Origin of the sequence: Streptosporangium sandarakinum (assembly GCF_050942225.1) — a bacterium.
GTDB classification, from domain to species: domain Bacteria; phylum Actinomycetota; class Actinomycetes; order Streptosporangiales; family Streptosporangiaceae; genus Streptosporangium; species Streptosporangium nondiastaticum.
In genome coordinates this window covers 5912102-5931487 of the sequence record NZ_CP192034.1, presented here as the reverse complement: position 1 = coordinate 5931487, position 19386 = coordinate 5912102, and the positions used below count along the sequence as shown (strand labels likewise).

The following is a 19386-nucleotide window of genomic DNA, read 5'->3' as shown; positions in this document are numbered from 1 at the left end:
CCATCCGAACGGATCAGTCGAGTGATATGCGTGTTCCGCGTATCGCCCGGCTCTGAAAACTTCAATTTCCACATGAAAGTTTCAAAGAACCGCTTTCGGCGCCCGCTCGGCGGACGGCGACCGTCGCACAAGGAGAATCCATGACCCTGCGTGTCTCCGGATCCCGGCTCGTCGACCCGGAGGGCGCCGCGGTACGGCTGCGCGGCGTCGGCCTCGGGGGCTGGCTGAACATGGAGAACTTCATCACCGGCTACCCCTCCACCGAGTCGGAGATGCGCCGCGCGGTGGGCGAGGCGCTGGGGGAGGACCGGGCCGAGCTGTTCTTCGACCGGCTGCTGACCTCCTTCTTCGGCCCCGGCGACGCCGCGCTGCTGGCCTCCCTCGGCGTCAACTGCGTGCGCATCCCGGTGAACTACCGCCACCTGGAGTCCGACGACCGCCCGATGGAGGTCGCCGAGCGGGGATTCCGCCACCTCGACCGCGTCGTCGACCTGCTCGGCGAGCACGGCATCTACAGCGTCATCGACCTGCACGCGCTGCCCGGGGCGCAGAACCAGCACTGGCACTCCGACAACCCCACCCACGTCGCGTCGTTCTGGCGGCACCGGCACTTCCAGGACCGGGTGGTGCACCTGTGGGAGGTGATCGCCGACCGCTACCGCGACCACCGGTGGGTGGCCGGCTACAACCCGGTCAACGAGCCCGCCGATCCCACGGGAACGGTCGTCGGGCCGTTCTACGACCGCCTGGTCAAGGCCGTCCGCGCGGTCGACCCCGGCCACGTGCTGTTCCTCGACGGCAACACCTACTCCACCGACTTCTCCGTCTTCCGCGAGGTCTACGAGAACACCGTCTTCGTCTGCCACGACTACGCCCTGGCCGGGTTCGCGCACGGCGGGCCGTACCCCGGCCACACCCGGGGCGAGTGGGTGGATCGCGAGCAGCTGGAGCGGACCTTCGAGCGGCGCACCGCCTTTCAGCGCCAGACCGGCACGCCGCTGTGGGTGGGGGAGTTCGGCCCCGTGTACACCGGCGACCCCGCCGTGGACGGGCAGCGGTACCAGATCCTGCGCGACCAGCTCGACATCTACGACGCCCACGAGGCCGGCTGGTCCCTGTGGACCTACAAGGACGTCGGGCTCCAGGGGCTGGTGTACGCCGCGGGTCCCTACATGGAGCGGTTCGGGCCGTTCATCGCGAAGAAGACACGGCTCGGCGCCGACCGGTGGGGCTCCACCATGGAGGAGTCCGCCGACATCCTGGCGCCGCTGCACGCGCTCCTGGAGACCGAGTTCCCCGGCTGGGACCCCTACCCGTGGGGCGCCCGGTACCAGGCCGACGACCTCATCCGGCACATCCTCATCGCCCAGGCCATGCTGCCGGAGTACGCCTCGCTGTTCCGCGGCCTGTCCGACGAGGAGCTGATCGCGCTGGCCGACTCCTTCGCGCTGCCGGCCTGCGCCCGCCGCGAACCCCTGCTCGAACTGCTCGCCGCCAACCTGGCGGCCCGGTGACGGCGGGCGCCCCCGGAACGGCGGGCGTCCCGGGTACGGAGGGCACGACGGGCACGGCGGGCGTCCCGGGTACGGCGGGCGTCCCCGGCGCGGCGGCCGCGGGGAGGACGTTCGCCAACCCGATCCTCCCCGGCTGCCACCCCGACCCCTCGATCTGCCGGGTCGGCGACGACTACTACCTGGTCACGTCGAGCTTCGAGTGGTTCCCCGGGGTGCCGGTGTTCCACAGCCGGGACCTGGTGCACTGGCGGCCGCTGGGCCACGTGCTGGACCGCCCCTCCCAGCTCCCGCTCGACGGGACCAAGCCCAGCGGCGGGATCTACGCACCGACGCTCCGGCACCACGAGGGCGTCTTCTACATGATCACGACGCTGGTCGACGGGCCGCCGGAGGCCGGCCTGGAGAACTTCGTGGTCACCGCGACCGACCCGGCGGGCCCGTGGAGCGAGCCGTACCCGCTGGACCTGCCCAGGGCCTTCGACCCGTCGCTGTTCTTCGACGACGACGGGACCGCCTGGGTCACCGCGACCCGCCCCACGAACGACCTCGGCCACACGGAGATCTTCCTGCGCCGGCTCGACCTCGGCACGATGACCCTCACCGGCGAGGAGACCGTGCTGTGGGACGGCGCGCTCAAGGACGCCGTCTGGGCCGAGGGCCCGCACCTGTACAAGATCGACGGGTACTACCACCTGTTGATCGCCGAGGGCGGGACCGCGCACGACCACGCCGTGACCGTCGCCCGCTCGGACGACGTCGCAGGGCCGTACCGCGGCAACCCCCGCAACCCGATCCTCACCCACCGCCACCTGGGCCTCGACCACCCGATCGTCGGGACCGGCCACGGCGACCTCGTGCGGACCGCCGCCGGCGAGTGGTGGATGGTGCTGCTGGCGATGCGCCCCTACGGCGGATACCACTACAACCTGGGCCGGGAGACCTTCCTGACCCGGGTGCGCTGGGAGGACGGCTGGCCGCTCGCCGAGCAGGTCGAACCCGCGCCGGCCGCGCCGGACCTGCCCGAGCACCGCTGGCCCGCCGAACCCGCCTGCGACAACTTCGACGCGGAACGGCTCGCGCCGTGCTGGAACCACCTGCGCACCCCGCGCGAGCCGTACTGGAGCCTGACCGAGCGGCCCGGCCACCTGAGGCTGTGGCCGGGCCCGCGGACCCTCGCCGAGCGGGCCGCGCCGAGCCTGGTGGCGCGCAGGCAGTGTCACCGCGACTTCGCCGCGCACGCCGCCCTCGACTTCACCCCGGCCGGGGACGGGTGCGCGGGCCTGGTGCTGGTGCAGAACGACGACTTCCACATCCGCTACGTCCTGTCGGCGCGCGGCCTGGAGGTGGTCCGCCGGCACGCCGGCGCCGACGAGGTGCTCGCCGCCGCCCCGGTGCCCGGCGGCAGGCTGTTCCTCGGGGTGGAGGCGAGGGGCCAGGAGTACCGGATGCGCTACGCCATGACCCCCGGGCGGTGGCTGCCCCTCGGCGACGCGGTGGACGGGCGGGTGCTCAGCACGACCGTCGCGGGCGGCTTCACCGGCGCCTACATCGGCATGTACGCCGCGGGCGGACCGGAGGCGGGCCGGAATCCGGCGGACTTCGACTGGTTCGAGTATCTCCCCCTGACCCCGTGAATCCGCGAGGCCCTCGAACCCGTGACCCCCGAACCCTCGAAGCCGGCTGAGGCGGTACCCGATGCGACCGGGAACGGCCGATTCCCGGTCGCATCGCAGGAGCGCCGCATGGCGACGGACCGGGCGGCCGTCAGCCACGCAGCAGGCGGCGAACGCCGAGCGAGGCCGCCCGGACCGCGAGCGCGGGCGAGAGCCGGGTCAGGAGCCAGGCCGTACGGCCCGACGCCGGGGCCACGATGAGCGCCCGGTCGCGGGCGATGCCCCGCATGACGTCGCGGGCCAGCGTCTCCGCCGGGTAGAGGAAGGGAGCCACCAGCTCCGCCGAGCGCCGGGCGTTCGCGCTGACCGCGGTCTGCGGCAGGCCCGGGTTGACGCGGTCGTACAGCGGGGTGTCGGTGAAACCCGGGCAGACCGCGTGCACCTTCACCCCGTGCGCCGCCGCCTCGGCCCGCAGCGCGAGCGACAGCCCGACCACCCCGTGCTTGGCCGTGGTGTAGGGCAGCATCAGCGGCGCGGGGAACACCCCCGCCACGGACGCGGTGTTGACGATGCGGCCGAACCCCTGCTCGATCATGACCGGGTAGGCGGCGTGGACGCCGTGGACCACCCCGCGCAGGTTCACGTCGATCACGCGGTTCCAGTGGTCGAGGCCGAACTCCTCGGCGGCGCCGCCGACCGCGATCCCGGCGTTGTTGAACATGAAGTCCAGCCGGCCGTGGCCGGCCCGGACCTTCGCCACCAGGTCCCGGACCGCGTCCGCGTCGGTGACGTCCAGCGCCGCCCCGGCGCAGCCCAGCTCGGCGGCGGCACGCTCGGCTCCCTCGCCGTCCGAGTCAGCGACCACCACGTGGACGCCGTGCCCGCGCATCTCGCGGGCGAGGGCCAGCCCGATGCCGGAGGCGCCCCCGGTCACGATCGCCGTCTTCATGAACCAGCCTCCCAGCGTCTCCCGGCGCCCTCCGGGCCCTACCCGGCAAGCGGACGGAACACCCGTAACCCTCCAAAAACCTCAGTCTGGGGTGCCAGGTGTCTCACACCGGTAGAACGGCCTTCCTCAGAGGAGTATTCGGGCCACTCCGATTCACCCGGTGACGTCCTTGTCGCCGAGAGTGATGGAATCCTTCCGGGTATGACAGCGGTGTCCGCTCCCCGTCCCCTCCTGGGAACCGTTTTCCTGTTGTTCGTCAGCGCGGCCTGGGGCTCGGCCTTTCCGCTGATGAAGGACCTCATCACCCGCGTGCCCGTGGCCGACCTGCTCACCGAGCGGTACGGCATCGCCACGCTCGTCCTCGTCGCGATCCGCCCCGGCTGCCTGCGGAGACTGCCGGAGCGGACGTGGCTGACCGGAGCCCTGCTCGGCCTGCTGTTCGGCGTCGGCCAGACCGCCCAGGCGGTCGCCCTGCACGACCTGCCCTCCTCGGTCTCGGGCTTCGCCGTCGGCTCCTACGTGGTGATCACCCCCATCCTCGGGCTGATCCTGACCGGCGCCCGGATCACCGGCCGCGCCTGGGTCGCGGTGGCGCTCGCGACGGCCGCGATGGCGGCCTTCACGCTGCTGAAGGAGGCCGAGGGCGGCGACGTCTCACTGCCCGCACTGGCCGTCACGCTGCTGTCGGCGGTGCTGTACGCGGCGCACACGCTGGTGCTGGGCGGCTACGCCGACGCCCGCCGCGACGCCTACCCGATCGCGGTGATCCAGCTCGGCACCATCGCGCTCATGACCGGCATCCTCGCCGTGCCGGACGGCCTCACCCTGCCCGCCACCCCGGCCGACTGGGCGGTCCTGGGCCACCTGTCGGTCGTCGCCTGCGCCCTGGGCTTCCTGGCCCGCTCCTTCGGACAGCTCCACGTGCCGCCGGTGCCCGCCGCGGTGATCCTGTCGGCCCAGCCGCTCTGGGTCACCGCCCTGGCCGTCGCGGCGTACGGCGAGCCGCTCACCGGCACCTTCCTGGTCGGCGGCGGGCTCATCGCCCTGGCCATGCTCATGGTCGTGCTGCCCGGTGGACGGTGGTCACGCGGCGGACGGCGGTCACCTGGCGGGAGGCGGTCACCCGGAGGACGTTGGTGGCCCGGCGGGAGACGGTCATCCGGAGGACGGTGGTGGCCCGGCGGACGGCGGTCACCGGGCGGGCGGTGGTGGCCCGGCGGGCGGCTCAGCACAGCGCGCCACGCGGCAGACCCAGCTCCAGCTCGGCGGACGCGCGGACGAGCTCTGCCAGCCGGGCCCGGGTCAGCAGCCGCCGATGCGCGGTCACCTGGGCGGCCAGGCCGTCGACGAGCGCGATGATCCGCCAGACCGCGCCGTCGGGATCGGCGCAGTCGAAGGCGCCGGTCCCGACCCCCTCGTCGACGACCGAGCGCAGCGCCCGCCGCCAGCGCAGGCCGGTCTCCCGGCAGATCGCCTCCAGGCCGGCGTCGCGCACCGACTCGGCGCGGGCGTCGATCCACAGCGTCCACGAGGTGGGCCGGCCGCCGGGGGAGTAGAGGGCGAGCAGGGCGCGCAGCCGCTCCGGCGGGGAGCCGCCCGACGCCTCCATCCGCTCCAGGGCCGCGAGGTCGCGCTCGGCAGCGTAGGCGAGGGCCTGCGCGAGCATCTTCTCCCTCGTCTCGAAGTGGTAGAACAGCAGCGCCTGGCTGACCCCCGCGGCCCGCGCGATGTCGGCCGTACGCGTGTGCCCGAACCCCCGGGCGGCGATCACGCCGCAGGCCGCGCGGAGCAGGTCGTCACGCCGCAGACGCCCGAATCCCCGTGCCACATCGGAACCCTAGCCGCTCCACGTCCGGCCTTTCCGGTTTCGCCGGACACCACCGTGCGCATCTCTACTACAAACGGGACAAGAGGGGCGCTCGCCGTATGCCGGGGCTCCGTCCGCGTCCCGCCGGCCGACGGCACCGGGAGGACCCATGCCCGACATCACCGCGCTCCCCGGCTTCTACCGGATCGCGCGCGCCGACCCGGGACGCCGCGCGGTGATCGACGCCGACGGCACGACCACCTCGTACGGCGAGCTGCTCGCCCGGGTGAACCAGGTCTCGCACGGCCTGCGCGCCCGCGGCCTCACCCGGGGCGACGTGGTCGCCGGCGTGCTGCCCAACGGCCTGGACCAGGTGGTCATGCTGATGGCCACCGGCCAGATCGGCCTGTACTACGTGCCGGTCAACTGGCACCTGACGGACACGGAGATCGCCTACATCCTCGCCGACTGCGACGCCCGGATCGTGGTCGCCGGACCGGGTCATCCCGTGGCGGGAGCGCTGCCCGGCGCCGCCGCACTGGCGGCCGGGCAGCCGGTGACCGACCCCGCGGACCGGACCGCCGGATCGGTCATGTGGTACACCTCCGGCACCACCGGCTTCCCCAAGGGCGTCCAGCGGCGGCTGTCCGGCGCCGAGCCGGAGGCCGCCGTCCCGGCCGTCACCTGGTTCCTCGGCGAGGTCTGCGACCTGCGGCCGGGCGACGGGACCCACCTGGTGACCTCGCCGATGTACCACTCCGCGCCGTGCGCGCACACCACGTTCGCCCTGCACCTGGGCCACACCCTGGTGATCGCCCCCGGCTTCGACCCGGCCGGGGTGCTGGATCTGGTGGACCGCCACCGGGTGACCAACTCCATGATGGTGCCGACGATGTTCCACCGGATGCTGCGGCTGCCCGAGGAGGTCCGCCGCTCCTACGACCTGTCGTCGCTGCGGCAGGTGATGCACACCGGCGCGGCCTGCCCGGTGGCGGTCAAGAAGGCCGTCATGGACTGGTGGGGCCCGGTCCTCTACGAGTACTACGGCTCCACCGAGGCGGCCATCGCCTTCGCCGTGAAGCCGCGCGAATGGCTGGAACGCCCCGGCACGGTCGGCCGCCCCGTCCCCGGGTTCGAGGCGAGGATCCTCGGCCCCGACGGCGAGGAGCTGCCGCCGGGGGAACCCGGCATGATCTACGTCAAGTCGGGCCTCGGCCGCTTCGCCTACCGCAAGGACCCGGCCAAGACCGCCGCCGGCATGCGCGGCGAGTGGTACGCGCCCGGCGACATCGGGTTCCTGGACAAGGACGGCTACCTGTTCCTGTGCGACCGCCGTACCGACCTGATCGTCTCCGGCGGGGTGAACATCTACCCGGCGGAGGTCGAGGCCGCGCTGCTGGAGCACCCGGCGGTCGCCGACGTCGCGGTGATCGGCGTGCCCGACGAGGAGTGGGGCCACCGCGTCGCCGCGCTCGTCCAGCCCGCGCCGGGCGCCCGGCCCTCCCCGGAGGAACTGCTGGACCACCTCGGCCCGCGCCTGGCCCGTTTCAAGCACCCCAGGATCTTCGAGTTCCGCGACGAGCTGCCGCGCACCCCCACCGGAAAGCTCTCCCGCTCCCGGCTGCGCGAGGACTATCTCGCGGACCGCGCCCCCGGACCCGCGGCGGGTCCCGTCTGATCGGGGTCCTGTCCGAGGGGGGTCCTGTCCGAGCGGGGGCCTGTCCGAGCCGGGTCCTGAGAGCGCGGGACCGGGCGGGCCGCCTTCCGGACCGGCCCGGTCTGATCCCGGGATCAGACCGGGCGGCCCAGCTCCTCGCGGAACAGCCGCAGGACGTTACCGCCGACGATCTTGACGACCTCCTCGTCGGAGAACCCGTGCTTGAGCAGCGCGTCGGTGACCAGCGGCAGGCCGCTCGGCCCGGCCAGCCCCGGGACGGCCGCCCAGGCGTCCACGCCGCTGTAACCGAACCCCTCGCAGCACGGCGGCGTGAGGTCGGTCATGACCTCCCGCATGAAGTCGGGGCCCAGGCCCACGTGGTCGAGCCCGCCGACGCTCACCACATGCTCGATGTGGTCCACCAGCCGGTCCATCGTGTGGTCGGCAGGGTCCTCCGCCAGGAAGGCGGCCAGGAAGTTGACGCACACCACGCCGCCGGTCGCGGCCACGCCGCGGATCTGGTCGTCGGTGAGGTTGCGGTGGTGGTCGCGCAGCGCCCGCGCCGCGGAGTGGGTCGCCATCACCGGCCGGGTGGCCAGCTCCAGCACGTGCGCGACCCCGGAGGCGCTCAGGTGCGAGATGTCGAAGATCATGCCCAGCCGCTCCATCTCCCGGACGGCCTCCACCCCGGCCGCGGTGAGCCGGCTGCCGGTGGCGTCCTCACCGCTGCCGTCGGCCAGCGCCGTACGGCCCACGTGCGCGATCGAGGCGACCCGCACGCCCAGCCGGTGCACGGTGGACAGCAGCTCGACGTTCGCGTCCAGACCGGGGGCGCTCTCCAGCGCCAGCACCAGGGCGATCCGGTCCTCGGCGAGCGCGGCGTCGATCTGGGCGCCGTCGGCGCACAGCCGTACCGCGTCGGCGTTGCCCTCGGCGAGGACGTGCGCGCACTCGATCATGCGCAGCGTCTGCCGGAGCGCGCCCTCGGGCCGGAACCCGTCGTCCACGAACACCGGCAGCACCTGCACGTTCACCCCGCCCTCGCGGAGCTGGGGCAGCCAGCGCTCACGGAAGAACGCCGCCCATTGCTTCGGCGGCCGGGCGGTGACGGCCATCAGCAGGTCGTTGTGGGTGTCGGCGACCACGGCGGCGCGGTGGAGGTCAACGGACACGGGCGGGCCCTTCTCACGCGGGGTTGCGGTTCGGCTCCCGCGACGTTACCGGCAACCGGCCTCCCTCGCCGCACGGCCCACCGCGTACGGTCCGGCGGCCACCCTGGGACCGCGGGAGGAGGGCCCGGTCCGGCTTCGGAAGGCCCGCCACCCGCGCCGCGGGCCGTACGGCCGTCAGCGGGCGAAGCGGAACGCCGGCGGCCGGGGCGCCCTGGTGAGCCGCCGGTAGAGGGTGGTCGGGCCGGGCCAGTTGGTGGTGATCCGGCCCGCCGCGTCCTTGTACCAGCTCGTGCAGCCCGCCTGCCACACCATCGAGCCCATGGTCTCCGCGAGGCGCCGCCGCCAGGCGTCCATCGCCGCGGGATCCACCTCCATCGGTCCCCGCTCCACCAGGTACGGCAGGCAGCCCATGACGTACCGGACCTGGCATTCGATCATGAAGACGATCGAGGTGTGGCCCAGGTTGGTGTTGGGGCCGTACAGCAGGAACAGGTTCGGGAAGCGCGGCACCGCGATGCCGAGGTACGCCTCGGCACCGTCCCGCCACTCCTCGGCCAGGCGGCGCCCGCCGCGGCCGATCACCTCGACGGGTGACAGGAAGCCGGTGGCGTCGAAGCCGGTCGCGTAAACGATCACGTCGGCCTCGCGGAGCCCGCCGGTCGTCTCCACGCCGCCCGGCGCGACGCGGACGATCGGTTCGGTGACGACGTCCACGTCCGGCCGCATCAGCGCGGGGTAGAACCCGCTGTCGATGACGATCCGCCGGCAGCCGACCGGGTAGTCCGGGGTCAGCCTCGCCCGCAGCGCCGGGTCCGGGACCCGCGCGCGCAGGTGGGCCAGGGCCCGCTCGCGCACCAGCCCGGCGCTCCACCCGCCGGACAGGGCCGGGTGGAGGACGCCCTCGGTATAGCGATAGATCCACTCCCGGTAGCCGCGCTGCAGGAACGGCACCCGGTGCAGGGCCGTCCGGGCGGCCGGGGCGAAGACGCCGTCGGGCTTGGGGACCACCCAGTTGGGGGTGCGCTGGAAGACGTCCAGGTGCGCCGCGGCCTCGGCCACCGGCGGGATGAGCTGCGCCGCCGACGACCCGCTCCCGATCACCGCGACCCGCCGCCCGGTCAGATCCACCGAGTGGTCCCAGCGGGCGGAGTGGAAGGAGACGCCCCGGAAGTCGTCCATGCCCGGGATGTCCGGCAGGCGGGGGCGGCTGAGCTGCCCCACCGCCGACACCACCACGTCGAACGACTCCTCCCCGGCGGAGGTCCGCACCCGCCAGCGGCCCAGCGACTCGTCGTAGACGGCGGCCGTGACCTCGGTGTTCAGCCGGACGTGCGGGCGCACGCCGTACCTGTCGGCGCACATCTCCAGGTAGGCGAGGATCTCCGGCTGACCGGGGTAGCGGCGGGTCCAGCTCGAATACCTCTCGAAGGAGAAGGAGTACAGGTGCGAGGGGACGTCGCACCCGGCCCCCGGGTAGGTGTTGTCCCGCCAGGTGCCCCCGACGCCGGGCCCCCGCTCGAAGACCGTGAACGAGCGGATTCCGGCCTCCCGCAGCCGGATGGCCATGCACAGGCCGGCGAACCCGGCCCCGATGATCGCGACAGTCGGCCCCATGCGCCAGCCCTTCCGGATGCCCGTGCCCGCCCGCCGGGAGGACCCCGGCGGGGCCGTCCCCCGCTGGAGATCAGCGTCCTGCAGACCGGGCGGCGAAGTAAAGACCGTCCCGGGGCCGGGACCTCACGGGGGAGCGGTGGCGGTCCGAGGATGCCGGAAGCGCCGTCCGTACCGGCCACCGGGCCTGCCGGTAGTCTGCGCACGTGCCTACCCTTGCTGACGTCGTCGACGAGCTCGAATCGACCTACGACCCCCGCTGGGCCGAGTCCTGGGACGCGGTCGGGCTCGTCTGCGGAGACCCCGCCGCGCCGGTGCGGCGGATCCTGTTCGCCGTTGACCCGGTGCCGGTCGTGGTCGAGGAGGCGCTCGCCTGGGGCGCCGACCTGATCGTCACCCACCACCCCCTCTACCTGCGCGGCACCACCAGCGTGGCGGCCACCACCTTCAAGGGCCGCCTGGTCCACACGCTGATCAGGAACGACATCGCCCTGTTCGCCGCGCACACCAACGCCGACGTCGCCGACCCAGGCGTCTCCGACGCGCTGGCCCGCGCCGTCGGCCTCACCGGCCCGCTCACCCCGCTGGTCCCCGCCGCCGACGACCCCCGCCGCGGCCTCGGCCGGATCGGATCGCCGCCCGCCCCCGTCACCCTGCGCGAGTTCGCCCGGCAGGCGGCGCGGGGCCTGCCCGCCACCGCCGGCGGCCTGCGGATCTCCGGAGACCCCGACCGCGAGGTGCGGCGCGTCGCGGTGAGCGGCGGCGCCGGCGACTCCCTCCTCGGCGCGGCCCGCGCCGCCGGGGTGGACGTCTTCCTCACCGCCGACCTGCGGCACCACCCGGCCAGCGAGTTCACCGAGGAGCCCGGGGGACCGGCGCTGATCGACGCGGCCCACTGGGCCACCGAGTGGCCCTGGCTCGCCGACGCGGCGCGCCGCCTGGCATCCGGACTGGCCGCGAAGGGGAATACTGTTGAGACGCGCGTATCCGAGACGGTCACGGACGCCTGGACGACAACAGCAGAGTGCGAGGATCTGAAGTGAAAGCAGCCCCGGCGGCGCAGAAGCGCCTGCTCGACCTGGCCGAACTCGACTCCGTCATCGACCGGCTGGCCCATCGCCGCCGCACCCTGCCCGAGCTGGCCGAGATCGACGACCTGTCGGCCCGCGTGGCCCGGCTCGCCACGCAGGTCATCGCCGCCGAGACCGAGGCCGGCGACCTCGCCCGCGAGCAGACCAAGGCCGAGTCCGACGTCGACTCGGTCCGCGTCCGCGCCGAGCGCGACCAGAAGCGCCTCGACTCCGGCCAGGTGACCTCGCCGAAGGACCTCGCGAGCCTCCAGTCCGAGATCGTCTCCCTGAACCGCCGCCAGAGCGACCTGGAGGAGGTCGTCCTGGAGATCATGGAGCGCCGGGAGGCCGCCGACGAGCAGGTCACCAAGCTCGCCGCCGAGCGCGACCGGCTCGCCGGGCTGCGCGCCGACGCCGAGGACCGCCGGGACGCCGCCTTCGCCGAGATCGACAAGGAGAACACCGAGGTCAAGGGCAAGCGCGGCACCGTCGCCGCCGAGATCCCCGCCGACCTGCTCGCCCTCTACGAGAAGCTGCGCGAGCAGTTCGGGGTGGGCGCCGCCATGCTGCAGGGCACCCGCTGCCTGGGCTGCCGCACCAGTCTGTCCATCGCGGAGATCAACCGCATCAAGGCCGCCTCCCACGACGAGGTCCTCCGCTGCGAGGAGTGCCGCCGCATCCTGGTCCGCACCCCCGAGTCGGGCCTGTGACCTCCTTCGTCGTCGAGGCCGACGGCGGTTCCCGGGGCAACCCGGGTCCCGCCGGGTACGGCGCCGTCGTCAAGGACGCCTCGGACGGCCAGGTGCTGGCCGAGATCGCCGAGGCGATCGGCACCCAGACCAACAACGTCGCCGAGTACCGCGGGCTGATCGCCGGCCTGCGGTCGCTCCTGGCCATCGCCGGAGACGGCGCCGCCGTCGAGGTCCGGATGGACTCCAAGCTGGTCATCGAGCAGATGGCCGGCCGCTGGAAGATCAAGAACGAGGGGCTGCGGCCGCTCGCCTCGGAGGCCGCCGGGCTGGCCCGGCGGCTGCGGGTCACCTGGCGGTGGATCCCCCGGGAGAAGAACAAGGACGCCGACCGGCTGGCGAACGAGGCCATGGACGCGGCGGCCAAGGGCCGCCCGTGGCGCCTCGCCGGCGCGTCACCCGCCGCCCCGGCCCCCGCTCCGGCTTCCGCGGGTCCGGCCGCATCCGGGGTGTCCTCAGGTCCGGCCGCCGGTTCGGCCCCCGCCGGCCCGGCCGCCCCCGGTGGGCCCGCCGCGGGGTTCCGTGAGACCGCTTCCCGGGGGACCGGCTCGGTTCCCGCGGCCCCGGCCACCGTCCAGGACTCCCTGCTCGACCTCATCGGTGAGGAAGAGACCGTGGCGCCGGCCCCGTACGGCCCGGCGAACGGGACGGACCCCGAGACGACCGCGGCGACCGGATCCGGCGTCGGCACCGGCTGGCGCCCGCCCACCACCGTGGCGACCTCGCTGCTGATGCTCCGGCACGGCGAGACCCCGTTCTCCGCCGAGCGCCGCTTCTCCGGCGTCGGCGACCCCGAGCTCACCTCCGCCGGCATCGCCCAGGCCGAGGCCGCCGCCGCCAGGCTGTCGCGCCCGCCGTACGGGATCCAGGTGGTGGTCAGCTCGCCGCTCAAGCGCGCCCGCGCCACCGCCGAGATCGTCGCGGCCATGCTCGGGCTGGAGGTCGAGGTCGAGGAGGGGCTCAGGGAGGTCGACTTCGGCGACTGGGAGGGCCACACCTTCACCGAGATCCAGCGCCGCTGGCCGGACGAGCTCGCCGCGTGGCTGGCGGACCCGTCCGCCGCGCCGCCGGGTGGGGAGAGTTTCGAGGTGGCGGCGCGGCGGGTCCAGACGACCGGGGACCGGCTCGTCGAGCGCTACGAGGGCAGGACGGTCCTCGCCGTCTCCCACGTCACGCCGATCAAGATGCTGTTGCGGTTCGCACTGGAGGCTCCCCCCTCCGCGCTGTACCGCATGCACCTCGACCTGGCCGCGCTGTCCCTGATCGAGTACTACGCCGACGGGCCCGCGGTGGTGAAGGCGTTCAACGACACCTCCCACCTCCGCTGAGGCCCATCGATTCATGGACGTCCACCGGACGGGCGCCCGTTCGCGCTGAGATCACGCTCCGGACGCCCGTCCGTCCTTGAAGCCTGCGCTCCGGACGTCCGTACAGGCTGGGGGCCGTGATGTGCCGTACGTCCGTCCGGAGCGCGGGCGGCTCCCTCCTCGGCGCCGCCCGCGCCTCACATTCGACCGGAGACGACTTGTCGCCCGGTTGGAGATCGGTTGGGAGCCGATAAGCTTGCAACACGGCGGACGAGCCGGCCGGGCGGCCGCGTCGGGTCCCTTCGGGGCCCGCCGAGGAAGGTCCGGGCTCCACAGGGCAGGGTGGTCGGTAACGCCGACCCGGGGTGACCCGCGGGACAGTGCCACAGAAAACAGACCGCCCCTCCCTCGCGGGAGGGGTAAGGGTGAAACGGTGGTGTAAGAGACCACCAGCGCCCACGGTGACGTGGGCGGCTTGGTAAACCCCACCTGGAGCAAGGTCAAGAAGGGACGCTCTCCGGAGCGTTCCGCGCGCGACGTTCGAGGGCTGCCCGCCCGAGCCGCGCGGGTAGACCGCTTGAGGCCGCCGGCAACGACGGCCCTAGATGGATGGTCGCCCCTTCACGTCAGTGAAGGACAAAACCCGGCCTACAGGCCGACTCGTCCGCCTTCCCCGCCCCTGACCTGCGGCGGAACCCTCACGCAGGAAGATCGAACCCTTGAGAGGGCGCATCGGGGGCACATCACGCGGACCCGAGGACCGAGGCGAAGGCGTTGTCCAGCGCCGTCCGCGCCCGCCCGCGTCCGCAACACCCTGGCCCTCTACCGGCTCTCCACCCACAAAGGACCAGCTCGTAACGGTCCGCCCATGCAGGAGAAACGCCCGTGCCACTCTCTTCTGCACCACCCTTTAGCCTTGTCGTTCGTACTCGGACAGACACGAACCGGTCCACAGTGGATCGCTGCCGTCATGGCTGACCGAACCGCTCGGGCACCAGTTCGCGGCCCTGTTGCCTGAGCGGCCGGTGTATCACCCGGACCATCCGCTCGGCTGTCACCGTCGGCGGATCAGTGTCCGGATCATTAACGCTCGGGCATGACGGGCGGATACGGCATTCCCCTGGGCCGCGTCCTGGCCGGTGCCATGAGGTTGAGGCGGTCCGCGTGTTCGGGTCGGCTGAGATCCCGGTATGCGCGCGGCCTCACAGCCGAGATCTCAGCACGTCGATCTCACAGCCCGGCGCGAACGGGTCGAAGCCGTGCTCGACCAGCCAGCGAACATTCAGCAGGCTTCGCAACGACCACCACGCGCGGATCACGTCGAGGTCGACGTCGGTGCCGTAGCCGGCGACGACGTCGCCGAGGTGCTCCTCGTGTCCGAGCGTCAAGGTGGCGAGGTCGTACAGGGCATCACCCTGGCCTGCCTCGGACCAGTCGATGATGCCCGTGATCCCGTCGCCGTCGACGAACACGTGATCGATCTGCAGGTCGCCGTGGGTGAAGACCGGTGTCCACGGCCGGAGCGCGGCCTCGGCGACCTGGCGGTTGCGGGTGACCAGGTCGGCGGGCAGAACGCCGTTCGTCACGAGCCACTCGCACTCGCCGTCGAGATCCGCCGCCAGCTCGTCGAGGCCCCGGCCGGCCCGGCCGGGCCTGGGCGGCAACGGCGCGTCGTGCAACCTCCGGATGGCGGCGCCCGCCGCGGCCCACGCCGCCGGGGACGCGGTCGACGGCTCGCCGAGGCGGCCGAGCGCCGCCCCCGGGACCGCGGCGATCGCGAGCACCGGCGGCTTGTGCCACAGGACCTTCGGGGTCGGGACCGGCGCCAGGGCCATCGCCTCGACCTCGACGTCGATGCGCGCCTGATCGGCGTCCACCTTCAGGAACACGTCGCCGACGCGAAGGGTCGCGCGCTCGGAATGGGCGACGACCATTTCGACCTCATCCATGGGCGACCAGTATCCCGGGGGCGATCGTCGACGTCACCGGGTTTATCGCGTGCGATCGCGCGGCTGACCGCGTTCCGCTGCCAAGCGGCCTCGTGCGCGACACTGACCGCTGACCAGGTCAAGTCCACCACTTTTGCTAGGAGCCCTTGGAGCCCCTGAATTCGATGCACGCGGTCGACGGTCGCCGCTCCGACCTGCGCGGATGGATTATCGGCACCTACGGATTCCGGTCCCCGGAACGAGACGTCGCAACGGCGCGAGAGGTTGGCATGCGCGCCAGGGCGAACAGAGGAAAGCCCTCGCCCGTAGGCGGGTGAGGGCTCTTGCGTTGTACGGCTACAGGCAGTTGACCGACGCGGCCCGAGAGTTGTTGTACGAGCAGGAGTCGATGAGCTTTCCAGATGGGTTGCGGATGTATCCGGTGTCCGCGGTCTGGTTCCAGATGTAAGCGAATGTCCCTCCGGACCGACCCCAGTAGCGGGTGGTCGAGGTGTTCGTACCCTTACCGGTTCGCACCGTGACCGTCTTACCGGCGCCGAGGGTGAACGTGTCGAACGTGTAGACGTGATCCGGCGCGGACGTCTTATCGCGGAGGGTCCACCCCTTGAGGTTGATCGCCTTCCGGGTGGTGTTCCTGAGTTGCGCCCACTCGCCGTTCAGGCTGCTGTTCGCCCCGTTGTCCGGTGACCCGGGCGAGTTGTAGTAGATCTTCACGAACTGGACCGTGGGGAGCGCGGCGGCCTGCGCCGGAACAACGGGGACGAACGCCACGGCCGAAGCGGCGGCGGACAGAGCCAGGGAGAGAGAGCGCACCGGTGGATCCTTCAGGATGTGAGATATGCGGCAAATGTGAGACGTCTGGCCTGCGGTGCGGGTTGGCAGGTGAATTCGGTTCTCTTGGCGCGCCAGGGCATGACGACGCCCCCACCGGATCGAGAAGTGAGGGCGTCGACATAGGTCCGGTACGGGTCCGTGCGGTTCGCGAGGCCTCACACTCCATGTCGTCGAACACCGAGCTGGGACCTGCCATTGGCTCGTGATGAAGTGGCCGCGAGTGAGGTCACGACCGTGTGGTGCATCCAGAGCCGGCTCCGGCGTACCTGCCGAGTGAATGTACGACCGCACTAGGCTGCCGATCATGAAGCGCTCGATGATCGCGGTGCTCGTGGCCATCTGCGTGGGGGGCGGCGCTGTTCTGGTCGCTCCTATCGCTTTCCTGGTGTTGTTCTATGGGTGCAACGCCGACGATGACCGGCTCGCCGCCTCCCTGGCCACGCTCAGCGTCCTCGACGCTCATCCGGCGAACGCGACACCGCTGAAGGGGCGCGGCAGCTCTTGTGACAACGACGACCGGATCACGACCGTCGGGCAGACCTACCGCCCCTCGGGCCCGCGAGCCGAGGTGCTGTCCTTTTACCGAGACGCCGCGATCAGGGATGGGTGGACGCCCCCTCCGGAGGATGACGGGGAAGGGGTGGGCTGCTTCACCAAGACCGTCGGCGGGAGGGAGGTTGAGCTCTCGGTGTGGTTCCTGGACGAGATGGGGGAGAAGTACGGCGACGACTACGACGTGGACGTGACCTCTTCCCTGGACGGCGGAGGCTGGTGTTGACGCCGGGATGGTCCTCTTCCCGGACCCATCACACAACGGCACGCGGGCGGTGGGAACCGGTCGTCACGGTGAGGGCCGGTGGGTCCGCTGGAGGTGCAGGGCGAGCTGTGTGCGGTCACGGAGGCCGTATTTGCGGAGCAGGCTCGTGACGTGGTTCTTCACCGTGCCCTCGGTGATGAGCAGCCGGTCGGCGATCTGCCTGTTCGTGGCTCCGGTCGAGATCAGTCCGGCCACCTGGGCCTCCCTGACCGACAATCCCTCCCGATCAGGCGGCGCATCGGTCAGCGCCCGCGTGGCGGGGCGGCGGATCTCGGCGACCAGCCGGGCGGCCACCGGGGAGGCCAGCACCGTCTCGCCGCGGGCGGCCCGCCGGATGGCGTCGACCAGTTCCGCCGGCGTGCAGTCCTTGAGCAGGTAGCCGACGGCGCCGGCCCGCAACGCGCCGAAGATGTAGTCATCCTCGTCGAACGTGCTGAGCACGACCGAGGCCACCGCCGGATACCGGGCCGACAGCAGGGTGATGAGCTCGACGCCGTTCATCCTCGGCATCCGGGCGTCCACCAGCGCCACGTTGACGCCGAACACCACGATCCGCGCGATCGAGGGGCCAGAGGACATGCTGACGCGTGCGGCGTAGGCGAGCGCGGTGGCGGCGAGCACCACCCAGAACACGACGCTCAGCAGCGGCGGTGGACCGGCGTCACGCGGCTGGACCTGGGAAGACGGCCCGGGACACCGGGCACCCGATGACGCGGCACGGATAAGACCCTAGTTTCCCGCGGCGCCGGTGTGATCCCCCCACAAACCCATGACGAACGTCATGGCAGGCTCCTCCCGCGGACCGATGCCGGACGGCGGCCCGCTCCCTAACGTGGCCGTCCATGAGACCCACCCATCCCGTCTGGGCCGTCCTGATCACCGTCGTCGCCATGCTCACACAGGTGATCATCGGAACCGCCCCCGTGGTGCTGCTCCTCGACCGCGACAACGTCCTCTACCGGCCCCTCGGCATGATCGGCATCACGCTGGCCTCGCTCGGACTGGTCTGCCTCATCCGCCGTCTCGGTCGAGAACCGTGGCGGGGCATGGGTCTGACGAGATCCTGGCGGGCCCCGCTGCACCTGCTGCTGGGCGTGGTCCAGGCGACCGCGCTCGGCTTCGCCTGCGCGGCCGCGCGGGCCCGTACCGGGGCGCTGTGGGCGGCGGTGGGCGTGCACACCGGCTCGCACCTCGCCAACATGCTGCTGCCCACCAGGGACATCGCCTACGACGTGCAACTCGTCATCGTGACCGGCGCGTTCTGCGTCACCGGGCTGCTCATCCTGTCCGGCCGCCGGCGAGACGGTACGGCGGCCACCGACGGGACCGCACGGACGACGGCTCCGTCCCTCTTCCGGCGGTGACGGAGCGCCAGGCCAGGAGATCAGGCCGGAAGCGTCGCCACGGATCAGAAGCCGATCAGCTCCGGCGCCTGGGCGACGGACCGCAGCATGCCGGGCAGGACGGTGCGCAGCTCGCCGAGCGTCTCGGGCGGCAGGTCGAGACGGACCTCGAAGACGGTCTCGGTCTCCAGCAGGTCGGCCGCCTCAAGCGTCAGCTCCAGCCGGAGCGTCGTGTCGTCCAGCGTGATGGAGCGCACCCCCTCGTTGGTGCCGCGCATGTCTTGGCGGGCCACCCAGTAACCCTCCTGGTAGGACGTCACCAGAAGGTGCTCGGCGCCGGAGTCGTCGGCCTGTTCCGCCAGGTAGATCAGGCATCGGCTGTGTTCCTGGTCATGACCGAAGGCGCGGGCGGTCATGGTCGTGGCCGGCCGGTAGGCCAGCTCCCCGGTGATCGGCGGCGGAGCCTGCGGCCGGCGATCATCGAAACGGCCGCGCCACCAGTCGTAGCGGTCGCCGTACGCGGTGGGCAGTCCGAGGGGAGCCGCGGTCGGCAGCGCGGCCAGCAGCCAGCCGGGCGGCTTCTCGCGGGGGAAGACGGTCAGCTCCGCCAGCGCCGCCCTCGGCGGCACGCTCTCGAACGGCGGTGCGGCGGAGTCGACGCGGCCGGTGTACCCCCTGCCGCCGGGGGAGAACTCCAGCTCGCAGGTGAACCAGGTGCCGACGCCGTCCTGGTAGGAAAGCTCGCGCAGGCGCCGGAACGGCTCCGTCATGCCCTGGAACGGCTCCGCCGCGCCCTCGACGGTGATCTCGCGGCCGTCGCGGGTGACGGTGGTCACCGCGTGCGAGCCGACCTGGGCATGTCGTACGGCCAGCCGCGACCAGCCCGGTGCGGCGGCGGCGCGGGCGAGATCGCCGATCTCCATCCGCCTGGCGTGGGCCTCGTCGTTCCGGGAGCGCCAGTTCTTGTTCCTCTTGATCCGCTCGGACATCATGA

The 19386-nt window shown here is 72.4% G+C and carries 16 protein-coding genes, 1 other RNA gene and 2 pseudogenes; 11 read left to right on the top strand and 8 right to left on the bottom strand.

The window, feature by feature from the left end; translation table 11 throughout:
- The first annotated feature begins 140 nt into the window (after positions 1–140).
- Together ACQP10_RS27470 and ACQP10_RS27465 are read left to right on the top strand one after the other, a co-directional pair.
- On the top strand, positions 141–1514 hold the full coding sequence (locus tag ACQP10_RS27470) for a glycoside hydrolase family 5 protein (RefSeq protein ID WP_179826884.1): 1374 nt from the start codon (positions 141–143) through the stop codon (positions 1512–1514).
- Positions 1511–3148, top strand: a complete 1638-nt coding sequence (locus tag ACQP10_RS27465) for a glycoside hydrolase family 43 protein (protein ID WP_433539997.1) — start codon at positions 1511–1513, stop codon at positions 3146–3148. Before ACQP10_RS27470 ends, ACQP10_RS27465 begins: the two co-directional genes overlap by 4 nt.
- A gap of 130 nt (positions 3149–3278) precedes the next feature.
- Here ACQP10_RS27465 and ACQP10_RS27460 read toward each other — a convergent pair whose 3' ends face one another.
- Positions 3279–4076 (bottom strand): SDR family NAD(P)-dependent oxidoreductase, encoded by a 798-nt coding sequence (locus ACQP10_RS27460; RefSeq protein ID WP_346023047.1) that lies wholly within the window; start codon positions 4074–4076, stop codon positions 3279–3281.
- A 201-nt stretch (positions 4077–4277) separates the two neighbouring features.
- On the opposite strand from ACQP10_RS27460, the pseudogene ACQP10_RS27455 reads away from it, so the two are divergent.
- Positions 4278–5129: pseudogene (locus ACQP10_RS27455) on the top strand (DMT family transporter); the annotation flags it as partial.
- Between the two features lie 172 nt (positions 5130–5301).
- Here ACQP10_RS27455 and ACQP10_RS27450 read toward each other — a convergent pair.
- Positions 5302–5904 carry a TetR/AcrR family transcriptional regulator gene (locus ACQP10_RS27450; protein ID WP_346023046.1) on the bottom strand — a complete coding sequence of 201 codons (603 nt, stop codon included), beginning with the start codon at positions 5902–5904 and terminating at the stop codon, positions 5302–5304.
- 148 nt (positions 5905–6052) lie between these two features.
- On the opposite strand from ACQP10_RS27450, the gene ACQP10_RS27445 reads away from it, so the two are divergent.
- Positions 6053–7561, top strand: a complete 1509-nt coding sequence (locus ACQP10_RS27445; RefSeq protein ID WP_433539996.1) for an AMP-binding protein — start codon at positions 6053–6055, stop codon at positions 7559–7561.
- Positions 7562–7674: 113 nt separating this feature from the next.
- Here the strand turns inward: ACQP10_RS27445 and ACQP10_RS27440 are convergent, their stop codons facing one another.
- Both ACQP10_RS27440 and ACQP10_RS27435 read right to left on the bottom strand, forming a co-directional pair.
- Positions 7675–8712, bottom strand: coding sequence for a dipeptidase (locus ACQP10_RS27440; protein ID WP_346023044.1), 1038 nt, complete (start codon positions 8710–8712; stop codon positions 7675–7677).
- A gap of 174 nt (positions 8713–8886) precedes the next feature.
- Positions 8887–10326, bottom strand: coding sequence for a flavin-containing monooxygenase (locus tag ACQP10_RS27435; RefSeq protein ID WP_433539995.1), 1440 nt, complete (start codon positions 10324–10326; stop codon positions 8887–8889).
- A 203-nt stretch (positions 10327–10529) separates the two neighbouring features.
- On the opposite strand from ACQP10_RS27435, the gene ACQP10_RS27430 reads away from it, so the two are divergent.
- The 5 genes and pseudogenes from ACQP10_RS27430 to ACQP10_RS27410 form a co-directional block, all read left to right on the top strand.
- The gene (locus ACQP10_RS27430; RefSeq protein ID WP_433539994.1) at positions 10530–11366 is read left to right on the top strand and encodes a Nif3-like dinuclear metal center hexameric protein; all 837 of its coding nucleotides are present in this window, start codon (positions 10530–10532) and stop codon (positions 11364–11366) included.
- Positions 11363–12103 carry a zinc ribbon domain-containing protein gene (locus ACQP10_RS27425; RefSeq protein WP_346023042.1) on the top strand — a complete coding sequence of 247 codons (741 nt, stop codon included), beginning with the start codon at positions 11363–11365 and terminating at the stop codon, positions 12101–12103. The genes ACQP10_RS27430 and ACQP10_RS27425 overlap by 4 nt, the downstream gene beginning before the upstream one ends.
- Positions 12100–13470, top strand: coding sequence for a bifunctional RNase H/acid phosphatase (locus ACQP10_RS27420; protein WP_346023041.1), 1371 nt, complete (start codon positions 12100–12102; stop codon positions 13468–13470). Before ACQP10_RS27425 ends, ACQP10_RS27420 begins: the two co-directional genes overlap by 4 nt.
- Before the next feature lie 250 nt (positions 13471–13720).
- An RNA gene (rnpB, locus tag ACQP10_RS27415) (RNase P RNA component class A) lies at positions 13721–14116 on the top strand.
- 295 nt (positions 14117–14411) lie between these two features.
- Positions 14412–14534: pseudogene (locus tag ACQP10_RS27410) on the top strand (IS5/IS1182 family transposase); the annotation flags it as partial.
- Between the two features lie 117 nt (positions 14535–14651).
- Here the strand turns inward: ACQP10_RS27410 and ACQP10_RS27405 are convergent.
- Both ACQP10_RS27405 and ACQP10_RS27400 read right to left on the bottom strand, forming a co-directional pair.
- Positions 14652–15398, bottom strand: a complete 747-nt coding sequence (locus ACQP10_RS27405; protein WP_346023040.1) for a phosphotransferase family protein — start codon at positions 15396–15398, stop codon at positions 14652–14654.
- A gap of 336 nt (positions 15399–15734) precedes the next feature.
- Positions 15735–16211, bottom strand: a complete 477-nt coding sequence (locus ACQP10_RS27400) for a lamin tail domain-containing protein (RefSeq protein ID WP_346023039.1) — start codon at positions 16209–16211, stop codon at positions 15735–15737.
- A 325-nt stretch (positions 16212–16536) separates the two neighbouring features.
- Between ACQP10_RS27400 and ACQP10_RS27395 the strand changes: the two genes are divergently transcribed.
- On the top strand, positions 16537–17010 hold the full coding sequence (locus ACQP10_RS27395; RefSeq protein WP_389997151.1) for a hypothetical protein: 474 nt from the start codon (positions 16537–16539) through the stop codon (positions 17008–17010).
- A gap of 63 nt (positions 17011–17073) precedes the next feature.
- Here the strand turns inward: ACQP10_RS27395 and ACQP10_RS27390 are convergent, their stop codons facing one another.
- Positions 17074–17628 carry a LuxR C-terminal-related transcriptional regulator gene (locus ACQP10_RS27390; RefSeq protein WP_433541950.1) on the bottom strand — a complete coding sequence of 185 codons (555 nt, stop codon included), beginning with the start codon at positions 17626–17628 and terminating at the stop codon, positions 17074–17076.
- A 263-nt stretch (positions 17629–17891) separates the two neighbouring features.
- On the opposite strand from ACQP10_RS27390, the gene ACQP10_RS27385 reads away from it, so the two are divergent.
- The gene (locus ACQP10_RS27385) at positions 17892–18413 is read left to right on the top strand and encodes a hypothetical protein (RefSeq protein ID WP_433539993.1); all 522 of its coding nucleotides are present in this window, start codon (positions 17892–17894) and stop codon (positions 18411–18413) included.
- A gap of 44 nt (positions 18414–18457) precedes the next feature.
- Here the strand turns inward: ACQP10_RS27385 and ACQP10_RS27380 are convergent, their stop codons facing one another.
- Positions 18458–19384, bottom strand: coding sequence for a hypothetical protein (locus ACQP10_RS27380; protein ID WP_433539992.1), 927 nt, complete (start codon positions 19382–19384; stop codon positions 18458–18460).
- Between the last annotated feature and the right edge of the window lie 2 nt (positions 19385–19386).